Annotated in this window: 6 protein-coding genes and 1 riboswitch; of the genes, 1 reads left to right on the top strand and 5 read right to left on the bottom strand. The window is 46.2% G+C overall.

Annotated elements, in window-relative coordinates; genetic code table 11:
• Positions 1-53: 53 nt before the first annotated feature.
• Genes ACE1TH_RS16310 through ACE1TH_RS16325 form a run of 4 tightly spaced genes read right to left on the bottom strand, consistent with a single transcriptional unit; the run spans position 54 to position 6,802 of the window.
• On the bottom strand, positions 54-1,778 hold the full coding sequence (locus ACE1TH_RS16310) for an allophanate hydrolase (protein WP_375079557.1): 1,725 nt from the start codon (positions 1,776-1,778) through the stop codon (positions 54-56).
• Positions 1,775-5,374, bottom strand: coding sequence for an urea carboxylase (gene uca, locus ACE1TH_RS16315; RefSeq protein ID WP_375079558.1), 3,600 nt, complete (start codon positions 5,372-5,374; stop codon positions 1,775-1,777). Before uca ends, ACE1TH_RS16310 begins: the two co-directional genes overlap by 4 nt.
• Positions 5,375-5,395: 21 nt before the next feature.
• Complete coding sequence (locus ACE1TH_RS16320; RefSeq protein WP_099304326.1) at positions 5,396-6,049, bottom strand: urea amidolyase associated protein UAAP2; 654 nt, start codon at positions 6,047-6,049, stop codon at positions 5,396-5,398.
• A 12-nt stretch (positions 6,050-6,061) separates the two neighbouring features.
• Positions 6,062-6,802, bottom strand: coding sequence for an urea amidolyase associated protein UAAP1 (locus tag ACE1TH_RS16325; protein WP_099304892.1), 741 nt, complete (start codon positions 6,800-6,802; stop codon positions 6,062-6,064).
• A 44-nt stretch (positions 6,803-6,846) separates the two neighbouring features.
• Positions 6,847-6,950: riboswitch (guanidine-I (ykkC/yxkD leader) on the bottom strand.
• Positions 6,951-7,160: 210 nt separating this feature from the next.
• Here ACE1TH_RS16325 and ACE1TH_RS16330 point away from each other — a divergent pair.
• Positions 7,161-8,507, top strand: coding sequence for an APC family permease (locus tag ACE1TH_RS16330; protein WP_255224157.1), 1,347 nt, complete (start codon positions 7,161-7,163; stop codon positions 8,505-8,507).
• Positions 8,508-8,541: 34 nt separating this feature from the next.
• On the opposite strand, the gene ACE1TH_RS16335 is transcribed toward ACE1TH_RS16330, so the two are convergent.
• Complete coding sequence (locus ACE1TH_RS16335; protein ID WP_375079559.1) at positions 8,542-12,543, bottom strand: beta strand repeat-containing protein; 4,002 nt, start codon at positions 12,541-12,543, stop codon at positions 8,542-8,544.
• Between the last annotated feature and the right edge of the window lie 187 nt (positions 12,544-12,730).

A 12,730-nucleotide genomic window follows, 5' to 3' on the forward strand; every position in this document is an offset into this window, starting at 1 on the left:
GTTCATTGAAGCGATTAAACATTCTGGAAAGAATTCTTTTTATTACCAGTTTTCTATCCTTTTATCTTTTGCGCATTTGCATACGCACGCCAACTACCATAAGCTGTAAGATCCACAGCATGCTCGACTGCGCTTGCCTCGCAAAGAAATCCGACGACCGCTCTTTCGCTCTCTAATTGTATCGTTCCTAACCCTAATGGAGCTGGAATCATCGATAAGAACGACCCAACTTGATTTGTGGGCATTTCCCATACCTCCACTTCGATCGACTCGCCACTCTCCTCACGTACGAGTCCCGGCTTTGCTGGCTCAGTCGGAAGCTGGTACAAGCGATAGGTCGGTGCAGTGCGAGTTGTCTCTATTAATCTCGCTTGGTGTGCGTGCATCTGCCATTCTAATGGAAAGCCCTGCATATGCAGCCCACAGACAGCGATTTGCGTTAATTCATTGTTCGTTGTGAATGCCTCTGCAGCACCAACGATTAAGTCTTCGCAATGATGAAGCGCGAAGAACGAAATGCCGAATGGAAAACCGTTTGTTGTTTTCCCTGCAGGAGCAGCTAGCGCACATAAATCGAGCAAATTGCAATGGTTCGTGTATAGCCCCATCTGACTGTTTGTCTGAATAGGGTCTTCGCGGACTTGTTCTCGCGAATAGGTGCCTCCATTTGTCGGCATAACCAGGACCGACTCTTCATCTAGCATTCTTTCAACTTGACGCTTTATAGCCTGCAGACGATGCTGAGCACTAAATAAATTCGCTGCATCAAACTGAGGGGTTTTTGCTGTTTCGATTACTTGTTTTGTTACGGGAAACACCTCTTCCGGATGCTCGTCAATAAAATCACCAACCGCCGCCCACCGCTCGGCGACTAGAGGGCCTTCATATAAAAGCGCAGATGCTTCAAACAATTGTTTAGGGTTAAACGTTTCCACTTTCCCTAAATGGCGTAATTTCTGCACAGCATCGGCCCAGCTTTGCTTAAATCCATGCTTATCTACACCAAAGAACGTTAGACTTTCTTCTTCTGGAACCAAATATCGCGTAGGCGTCGATGATTTTAATGGTAAGTGGTGTTTAGAATAAGGGGCCTTCTCGTCGAACCCACGAACAACCGCATCTACTTGTTTCATCTCTTTAATCGTATGCGTAAAAACCGTTACGCAATCAATGCTTTCACAAGCTGGTACAACACCAGCCGTTGACCATGCGCCAAGACTTGGTTTAAACCCATAGAGACCGTGCAAGCTTGCCGGTACACGTCCAGAACCTGCTGTATCGGTACCCAAAGCGAATGGAACGAGACCGAGGGCAACCGCCACAGCTGAACCGGAACTCGATCCTCCACTTATATAGTTTGGTTCATAGGCGTGTTTCGTTTCTCCATAAGGGCTGCGCGTGCCAACAAGTCCCGTCGCAAACTGATCTAAATTGGTTTTCCCTACTGGAATCGCTCCTGCGTTAATCAAACGTTGAATGGTTGTGGCTGTCTCATCTGGAAAATATGCATACGCTTCACAACCTGCTGTCGTACGAAGGGACAACACGTCCATATTGTCTTTAACCGCAAACGGAATGCCCCAAAGCGGTGCGTCCTTCGATATATAGGCTAACTGCTGAAGAAAAGGCTTGATCCTCTCTAACGTTGGTGGTGTAATCCAGACGTTGTAACCTGAGGTTTCTTCACTTTTCGCAATGAGCTCTGTTATGACATCTTCCGGTGTTGTCCTTCCTTCTCGATACGCGCATGTTAATTGTTCGATCGTCATTTTTTTCATGATGAAACGACCTCGCTTTCTGCTCGAATCGATACAATTCGCGTTCCTGCTTGAACCTCATCACCCGGCTTCACATAGACTTCGTGAACAACACCTGATTGTGTTGCTAGCTGAGGAAACTCCATTTTCATCGATTCTTCAATGACTAACGCCTCGCCTTCTTTCACAAATTGACCTGGTTTGACGAGGACTTTCCATACACTACCTGGCATTGAGCTTTTCATTGGTTCCACTCCGTCAGGTAACAACGCTTCTTCGTCCACTTCTGCAGATGGCGCTTCTGTCACATACTCTGCGATGCCTTTTTCCTTCCAATCTTCTCGTTCTTGTTGAAAGGCAGCCTGTTGATGATCTTTATACGCTTTTCGTTCTTCTTCAATTCCTTCTAAAAACGCCAGATAATCCGCTAACTTGAACGTTGTTTCTTCAATTTCCACTTCATATTGACCGAGCTCCATTTTTTTCCGAATCGCTGTTAATTCTTTTTCTGTAACTGGATAATAGTTAATTTGGTCAAAAAAGCGAAGCAACCATGGCTTTCCTTCTTCAAAGCTCTTCGAAGGTTTCTTGTGGTTCCAAACTTGGAGCGTCCGTCCAAATAATTGATAACCTCCAGGTCCTTCCAAGCCGTAAATACACATATACGCGCCGCCAATACCGACTGCACTCTCTGGAGTCCACGTTCGAGCAGGATTGTATTTTGTTGTAACAAGACGATGTCTCGGATCTGTCGGTGTCGCAACTGGTGCGCCTAGGTAGACGTCACCTAGACCCATCACTAAATAATTGGCATCGAAAACGGTTTGATAAACATCTTCTCGCTCGTCTAACCCATTTATTCTACGGATGAACTCAATATTATCTGGACACCACGGGGCATCTTTTCGAACATTGTGTTCATAACGCTCCATTGCCAGTTGTGCAGAAGGGTCATCCCATGATAAGGGCAGACGGACAATTCGTGACGGCACCTCTACTTCTTCAAGAGGAGGTAAGTCAGCATGAATAGCGATAATTCTTTTTGTTACCTCGTGGACCGTTGTTTTACTAAGATCAATATGAACTTGGAGCGAGCGAATACCCGGTGTTAGATCGAATACATGAAACTCATCTGCATCTTTTATCGCTTCCATTAACAGATGGGCTTGGAAACGATAGCGTAAGTTCAACTCCATTTCGCCAAATTCGATTAAGAGATAGGCATCTCCAGCAGCTCGAATCGTCATGTGTAACGGAAGTGAGTGATCCTCTTCATATAAAATTGGGTACGCCCCTGACCATTCTTTGTTATTTTCTTGTAACGCCGGTAACCGCAATCCCTCTTTTATAAACGTTTCTTGTTTGTGATAAAACGATGTCGCTTCTTCAAATGTGACGAGTTGAAAACGGACCTTATCACCAGGCTTTAGTTGGCCAATTTTCCATCGTTCCGCTGCTATCGTCGTCACTGGACAAACAAACCCTCCTAAACTCGGACCATCTGGACCTAGTAAAATCGGTGTATCCCCTGTCAGATCTAGCGTACCAATCGCATAAGCGTTATCGTGGATATTAGATGGATGAAGTCCCGCTTCTCCTCCGTCTTCTCTCGCCCACAAAGGACCTGGACCAATTAAACGGACACCGGTTCTAGAGCTATTAAAATGCACTTCAAACTCTGTCTCAAGTATCTGTTTGATGTACGCTTCATCCATATAATCACTTGAACTATGTGGCCCTAAAATAGCTCCAATCTCCCACTCGTGCGTTAGTTCCGGCGTCTGCTCATAGATTTGTTTCTCCATCGCCGATTCTACTTGCGCTATTCGCAGTACATCTCCTGTCCGCAACTCTCGTCCACCATGACCGCCGAAACCACCAAGGGAAAAAGTAGATTTACTTCCTAATAAAGAGGCCACATCAAGGCCACCTTCGATAAGCAAATACGTACGCATCCCTAAATCCGCTTGCTGAAAGGATAAAATGCTTTGTGCCTGAGCCTCCATGACCTCATATGGTTTTACTGGAACGCCATCCAATTCGGCTTTCATATCAGCGCCTGTGACGACGAAAGCAACGCTCGTTCGAAAGCGATAAGACCCACCACTTAACGTCATCTCAAGACCCGCTGCCTCCTCTTTGTTGCCAAGCAATTGATTGCCAATTCGAAAATTAAGTGGATCCATTGGACCACTTGGCGGAATCCCGACATCCCAATGCCCTAATCGACTCGGAAAATCTTGGACAGATGTTTGCACACCTCCATCTAGTACTTCAAGTGCTCGTTCTTCCGCTTGAAAAGAATCAAGAAACGTGGTGTACACATGCTCTTTTTCAAACTTCTCATCCCGCAGAATGTTTTCGAGGTAGTTTACATTCGAAGTCAGCCCGTAAAAACGCGTCTCCTCTAACGCCTCAAGTAATTTCAACCGCGCCTCCTCACGCGTCTCTCCTTTTGCAATCACTTTCCCAAGCATTGGATCATAATACGACGAAATGGTCGTACCTTTCTCCACCCAAGTCTCGTTTCTCGTTTTTGAACTGAGCCGAACATCATCGAGGGTTCCTGTACTCGGTCTAAAATCAAGCAGCGCATCCTCAGCATAGATACGAGCTTGGATGCTATGTCCTTTAACCTCAAGTGTTGGCGGCACTTGCCACTCACCGATCGATTCCAGCACCATCCATTCAACAAGATCGATTCCGTAAACTTCTTCTGTCACACCATGCTCCACTTGAAGTCGAGTATTCATTTCTAAAAAGTAAAAGGATTCCGTCTTTTCATCGTAGAGAAATTCTACTGTCCCTGCACTTTGGTAGCCAACCGTCTTCGCTAAAGCAACTGCCGCTTGATGCATTTTTTCTCGTATCGTGTGACTAAGGTTTGGCGCCGGTGCTTCTTCAATCACTTTCTGGTTACGTCTTTGAATCGAACAATCTCGCTCTCCAACTGCAACCACATCTCCAGACTGACTTCCAAAAATTTGGACTTCAACATGGCGTGCAGTTTCAATGTATTTTTCCAAAAAGACGTCTGCTCGATTAAAATGTTGAGAGGATAAATGCGATACTCGTTCAAAATTTGTTCGTACATCTTCTTGGTTCTGGCAAATGCGCATGCCAATCCCACCACCGCCTGCAGAACTTTTCAACATAACTGGATAACCGATGTCCTCCGCTAAATCGATTGCTTCATGAACAGACGTTAAGACTTCAGTGCCTGGTAGTAAAGGAACATCTGCTTCTACCGCGAGCTTCCTTGCCTCATGTTTTAAACCAAATTGTCTAAGCTGACTAGGCGTCGGTCCGATAAAGATCAGTCCTTCTGCTTTACATGTTTCCGCAAATCGATCATTCTCACTTAAAAATCCATAACCCGGGTGAATCGCATCGCAATGAGTTTCTTTTGCTACTTGAATGATTTTCTCCGTATTTGTGTAGCTATCTTGAACCGGACCATCTCCTATACAAATCGCGTTGTCTGCTTGTTGAACATGAAGACTTGTCTCATCTGCTTCTGTATAGACGGCAACCGATTCAATGCCCATTTTTTTCAGCGTTCGACTAATGCGCGTTGCAATGGTTCCTCGGTTTGCAATTAACACACGTTGTACCATATTGCTCCACTCCTCTGTTCTCTATTTTTTATTCCAGATGTACAGTCTAATTGGTGTCGGGTTAAAACCTGAGCACGGATTATTCAGCTGTGGACAATTTGAGATCAGAACGGTTGTATCTGCATGTGCAACCATTTCTACGTACGCCCCTTTATGGGACAGTCCATCAGCAAAGGACAATCCACCTTCTGATGTAATTGGTACATTCATAAAAAAGTTAACGTTTGGTGCTAAATCACGCTTCGTAAATCCTTTGTCGTATTTAGCAAGCTCAAGCATAAATGTATCTCGGCAATTATGCATATACGCCCGATCATGCGCATAACGGACGGTGTTGCTTTGTGAAGAACACGCGCCTCCTAATGTATCGTGACGCCCGACTGTATCTGCCACGATTTCTACTAAGGGCTTGCCTGATTCAGCGCGAAGCACGCTACCTGTTGTTAAGTAGACATTTTGCTGAGCGGTCACCGTCCTGACGGCACTATAATGATCACTCGGTTCGTGCGTATCGTAAAACAACGTATCCGCCGCCTGATTCCCCGTTTCATCGACGATTCGAAACACTTGTCCTTCTTTTAATTCATACATCCAGCCTTCTCCTGCAGGCACGACGTTTTCATAGACTGCATCGGCAGGATTCATAGAGCTTTTTGTTAGTGACGTTGTGAACATTGAAGCGCCTCCTTATTGATTTACAAATACATCTTGATTTGACTTTCCTGCCAGCTGTTCGTCTTGCCACGTATTTTCAAACGCACGACGATTTTCCTCGCAATGATTCACGCATAAATCGTCGTCTCCAATCTCCACTGCATCGGTAATGTGCCATTCGATTTCTGCAGTTGGGTAATGACGACTTTGGCTTAATGGATGTGGCGTGTTTGAGAAAAAGAACACACTGTCCACTTCTGTTCGTAACACGATATAATCACCACTTTGACCATGATCCTCCTCAAACGTGATGGCACCACTTTCATCGTAAGATAGCTTTGAAAACAAATTGACGACTGGTCCTAAGTCTTTTTTTTCGTATCCTTGACGAACAAGCTCCATTAAAAAATTTTCTTCTCCGTTTCGTTTGCACTCGTTTAACTCTGTCTGAAAACTCGTCACCCCGTACTGTTCATTCGTTGAATCTCTAGTTGTATAGCTACTAATCGGGTCGTGCCAGCCAAGTGAGTCTTCAATGATGCTCACCATGGCTCGCCCATTATCGCTCATAAGAAGATGACCTTTCGTCAACATCGACGTGTGCTGTGCTTTTAACGTGTCTGGCATGTTGTACCGTTCATCCTTACGATCTGCACAAAACACCATCATGCCAAGATTGGCGTTTGTGCCATTTATTTTTATGGTGATCTTCTTTCCTTTTCGAATAATCCCGGACCACTTTTCTCCTGGGCGTAGCGACTTAAACCAACTCATTTGTTTTCCTCCTTTTTCATAATAAAAGCCCGAGAGACGATTAGGTCTCCCAGGCTTTTTTCCTTCCGTGTATGCAAGTCCATGACCCACACGCTCTCTCTCGGACCAGCCATGCATGTTCTGCAGCGGAACCCTAGAAAGCTTTTTTCGTCCTATCTAGAACCTTTATCTACTTGTTGTTCCTATAAGTCTTTCATGAATTTTATTGTCTTGCTATAACCTTGTAACATCTTCTACCAAACTATTTTAAATAGGCAGAAAGTTCGTTAAATCATCTGACAAACGACTTGAAAATTAAAGAATAGCTTTTAGGATTAGAGACTATCGAATGCTTTTGTTTAGAGTTAGGGAGGATCATATGGCAAAAACATCACTAAAACGAACATTGTCTTTATGGCAAGTAACGGCATTAGGGCTCGCTTGGAATACACCAATGATCTATTTCTCAACCTTTGGCGTTTCCTACGAAAGCGCAAGCGGACAACTTCTTATCACGTACGTGCTCTCCTTTCTAGCTATTCTTTTAACAGGTGCTAGTTACGCTAAACTTGCTAAAAAACTTCCTTTATCTGGATCTGCGTATACGTATGCAAAAGTGACCATTCATCCAAACGCAGGCTTCCTTGTTGGCTGGGTCGTTCTATTAAACTATTTATTTGCCCCGATCATTGCATGCATCACGTTTGGCGTTTTTTTAAGTGCTCAATTCCCTTCTATTCCGCCCTTTGTATGGATCACTAGTTTACTTATCTTACTCACTGTAATTGCCATTCGAGGCGTCGGCGCATCCGCTAACATTAGTGCTCTCTTCGTCGCCATTCAACTTTTATTTATAGGCGGATTTGGCGCTTTACTCCTTTTTAATTTGATGCAAAATGGCTCGACCTTACCATTTACACAAACATTCGCTGAGCCCATTCTTTCTTTAGACAACCCTGTACATGCATTATTCATGGGCACATCTGTTGTCGTCTTTTCATTTTTAGGCTTTGATACGATTACAACCCTTTCTGAGGAAACGAAAAATCCAGAAAAAACAATTCCTAGAGCCATATACATGATTCTTTTCATTGTCGGTGGATTTCACTTAAGTTCCTCTTTCTTTATCCAATCTTCTTTTCCATCCCTAACTTTCTTAAACCTCGATGCCGCAGCCTTAGAGATGATGGCAACTGTTGGAGGACCGATTTTACAAGGGATTTTCATTCTTGTGTTAACAATGGCGATATTTACCCAAGGGCTTGCATCTATAACCGCAGTCTCCCGCCTGCTATTTGCGATGGGACGAGACAACCTTTTACCAGGACGCATGTTCAGCTATATTCATCCAACGTACAATACACCGGTTTTCAATATTTTGCTCTCTAGTACACTTTCATTAACGGCAATCTTTTTATCTGTCGATACAGCTATGCGCTTTGTAAACTTTGGTGCCTTGACCTCCTTTTTCTTCGTCAATCTTTGCGTCATAAGTCTTGCTTATAAACAAAAAGAAAACGTGTCTTATGTTAAAAGTTATTTTGTGCCAGCGATAGCAGCTCTCATTATGATGAGCCTTGTCTCATTTTTAGACTCGGTGACCTTAACGGTCGGACTCATTTGGATGACAATCGGCTGTTTGTACCTCCTTTATTTAACAAAAGCCTTCCGCCACCCACTAGCTAGATGGCAACCAAGCAAACATTCCGAACGTACAACCGTATAAAAAAACTAGTGCTGAGAGCACTAGTTTTTTTGCTTTAGTTCATTTGAATAATCGTTAAAGCAGCGCCCACTGAAGGAGCAGGTAGGAGAACCGCTGTCGCAATTAAGCCAAACAATTGTAAATAGAGGGTATCTCCTGCATTAAAGTTTGTGATCAACGAGCAGTTAAATGCTTCCGTTGAAACAGCCGGACTAATGACAGAACCTGGAATCACAATGTTATTTCGCAAAAGCCGTGTCCCTACGAGCAATCCTGCTGTTGTATTAAGTTGATAACTAATCATATATCTTCCAGACGCAGGAAACGTAAACGTATTGTTTGCCCCATTCACTGTAAACGTATTTAAGTTTTGATTGGAAGGCAACGGTACCGTTGTCCCCACTACCAGCACAGCAAGCGTTGTTCCAGCTGTATTTCCCGCATACATGGAATTTGCTGTTGTATTCGTGCCAGTAGTGCCCGTTGGTCCGGTTGGGCCTGCTGCACCTGAACCAGTTGGACCCGTTAGTCCTGTTGGACCAGTCAAGCCTGTAACACCCTGAATTCCAGTAACACCTGTTGCTCCTGTAGGTCCAGTTATTCCAGTTACGCCTGTCGGGCCTATTGCTCCTGTTATGCCAGTGGCTCCTGTACTTCCTATAGCTCCAGTGTTACCCGTAGGTCCTTGGATTCCTGTAGCACCTGTAATCCCTGTGTTCCCAGTTGGTCCCTGAAAACCTGTTGATCCGGTTACTCCTTGAGCTCCCGTTATTCCTGTAGGACCAGTTAAACCCGTAACACCCTGAATTCCAGTAACTCCTGTAGTTCCCGTAGCCCCGGTTGAACCTTGTGCGCCAGTGACTCCGGTCAGACCTTGTGCCCCTGTTATTCCGATTGGTCCTGTATTCCCCGTTATACCTTGCGCTCCCATTAGTCCAGTAGGACCTGTTGTTCCTGTTAAGCCAGTTAAACCTGTGATCCCTGTGGGCCCTTGCGCTCCCGTTGCTCCAGTTGGGCCTGTTACTCCTTGAGCACCAGTAGAACCTGCAGTTCCCGTAATTCCTGTTATTCCAGTATTCCCAGTTGGTCCCTGAAAACCTGTAGTTCCTGTTATTCCAGTGGCTCCTGTACTTCCTGTAGGACCAGTCAACCCTGTAACACCCTGAATTCCAGTAATTCCTGTTGCTCCGTTCGGCCCTGTTATTCCTTGAGCTCCCGTTATTCCTGTAGGACCAGTTAAACCCGTAACACCCTGAATTCCAGTAACACCTGTTGCTCCTATAGGCCCAGTTATTCCAGTTGCGCCTGTCGGGCCTTGAATTCCTGTAGCTCCTGTCAAACCTGTGTTACCCTGAACTCCAGTGAATCCTGTTACTCCTTGAGCACCAGTAGAGCCTGTAGTTCCCGTAATTCCTGTAACCCCAGTATTCCCAGTTGGTCCCTGAAAACCTGTTGTTCCTGTTGATCCTGTATTCCCCGTTATACCTTGCGCTCCCGTTAATCCAGTAGGACCTGTAATCCCTATAGGTCCTTGGGCTCCCGTTGGTCCTTGAGAACCAGTGCTTCCTGTAGCCCCTGTGTTCCCACTTAGTCCCTGAAAACCTGTTGCTCCAGTTGGTCCTGTCACTCCCTGAATTCCAGTTGCGCCTGTCGGGCCTGTTATTCCTTGGACTCCTGTTGCTCCAGTTGGTCCCGTCACTCCTTGAATTCCTGTAGCACCAGTTGGGCCCGTCATTCCTTGCGTTCCTGTTAACCCGGTTGGTCCTGTTACTCCTTGCACTCCTGTTGCCCCCGTTGATCCTGTTACTCCTTGGGCACCTGTCACTCCAGTTGGTCCTATTACTCCTTGGGCACCTGTCACTCCAGTTGGTCCTGTTACTCCCTGTACTCCTGTTGCCCCCGTTGATCCTGTTACTCCTTGGGCACCTGTTAACCCGGTTGGTCCTGTTACTCCTTGGACTCCGGTTGATCCAGTTGGGCCTGTTATTCCTTGCGCTCCCGTTAATCCAGTCGGACCTGTAATCCCTATAGGTCCTTGGGCTCCCGTTAACCCGGTTGGGCCTGTTATTCCTTGCGCTCCCGTTAGTCCAGTCGGACCTGTTATTCCTATAGGTCCTTGGGCTCCCGTTGGCCCTTGAGAACCAGTGCTTCCTGTAGCCCCGGTTGAACCTTGTACTCCAGTGATTCCGGTCAGACCTTGGATTCCTGTAGCACCCGTCGAACCTGTGTTACCCGTTATTCCTGTACTTCCAGTTGGACCCTGGACACCCATGCTCCCTGTAGCCCCGGTTGAACCTTGAGCTCCCGTTGCACCTGTAAAACCTGTGTTACCCTGAACTCCTGTAACACCTGTAGCTCCTGTTATTCCAGTGGCTCCTGTACTTCCTGTAGAACCAGTCAACCCTGTAACACCCTGAATTCCAGTAACACCTGTCGCTCCTGTGTTCCCAGTTGGTCCCTGTGCACCTGTTAAACCCGTCGGCCCTTGGATTCCTGTAGGTCCTGTAGCCCCTGTAATCCCAGTGTTCCCAGTTGATCCCTGAAAACCAGTTGTTCCTGTTGATCCTGTTACTCCTTGAGCTCCCGTTATTCCGGTAGGACCAGTTGGCCCTTGAGCTCCCGTTGCTCCTTGAAAACCTGTAGGACCTGTGATTCCAATTGATCCTGTATTCCCCGTTATTCCTGTTGCTCCAGTTGGTCCTGTTATTCCTTGGACTCCTGTTGCTCCAGTTGGTCCCGTTACTCCTTGGACACCTGTTGCTCCGGTTGATCCTGTTACTCCTTGTATTCCTGTTGCTCCGGTCGGACCTGTTATTCCTTGGACTCCTGTTGCTCCGGTCGGACCTGTTATTCCTTGGACTCCTGTTGCTCCAATTGGTCCCGTCACTCCTTGGACTCCTGTTGATCCAGTTGGACCCGTCATTCCTTGGGCTCCTGTTAACCCGGTTGGTCCTGTTACTCCTTGGACTCCTGTTGCTCCAGTTGGTCCCGTTACTCCTTGTATTCCTGTTGCTCCGGTCGGACCTGTTATTCCTTGGACTCCTGTTGATCCAGTTGGACCCATCATTCCTTGGGCTCCTGTTAACCCGGTTGGTCCCTGTGCACCTGTTAAACCCGTCGGCCCTTGGATTCCTGTAGGTCCTGTAGCCCCTGTAATCCCAGTGTTCCCAGTTGATCCCTGAAAACCAGTTATTCCTGTTGCTCCGGTTGATCCTGTTACTCCTTGTATTCCTGTTGCTCCGGTCGGACCTGTTATTCCTTGGACTCCTGTTGCTCCAATTGGTCCCGTCACTCCTTGGACTCCTGTTGATCCAGTTGATCCTGTTACTCCTTGCTCTCCCGTCGCTCCGGTTGCTCCTGTTAATCCTTGAATTCCTGTGGCCCCCGTTGATCCCGTAACACCCTGAATTCCTGTAGCCCCTGTAGTTCCCCTAGCCCCCGTTGAACCTTGTGCGCCAGTGACTCCGGTCGGACCTTGGGCTCCTGTGATTCCTGTTATTCCAGTGTTTCCTGTAGCTCCAGTCAACCCCGTCACTCCCTGAATTCCAGTGACACCTGTAGCTCCCGTTACTCCTGTAGATCCCGTTACTCCTGCAGCTCCTGTAATTCCAGTTACGCCTGTATTCCCTGTCGGACCATTAAATCCTGTAACTCCCGTTGGGCCTTGGGCACCAGTCGGTCCGATCGAGCCAGCCTCCGCGATGAGCGTATACTCATTTGATTCGTTAGGAAGCCCAATTGGATTATTCGTGTTCACCATATACGTACTGCCTTCGAATGTAACAATTTGCCCAAACTGGTATTCAAATGATCTTCTTATATCAAATGGCTCCAAAGATTGCAAACCAATTCCCGTTGCTCCAGTCATTCCAGTTGAACCTGTAGGTCCTGTTTCACCTCTAGGTCCAGTTTCACCTGTCGCACCTGTAACCCCCGTAATACCAGTTACTCCTGTGACGCCATCCGCACAAAAAGATGCACCGCCATTTGTAACCGTCCGTGAAAAAAACTGAATACCACCAAAGCACTTTTTAGGTTTTCTAAATAAATCCCCCATGATACACAACCCCTACATTAATCTTCTATAATAACTGTATGCATAGGGGAATGTCTGTGTTATTAATCCCTTTCTAACAAAAAAACAGCGCCACTAAGCACTGTTTGCATCAAAATGATAGTTGCTTTTTATTCGAGCATTCAAGTTCACGATCCTCGTTCAATGCTACTATGAACTACTACATTCA

Source organism: Shouchella sp. JSM 1781072, assembly GCF_041949915.1.
Taxonomy (GTDB): Bacteria; Bacillota; Bacilli; order Bacillales; family Bacillaceae_D; genus Shouchella.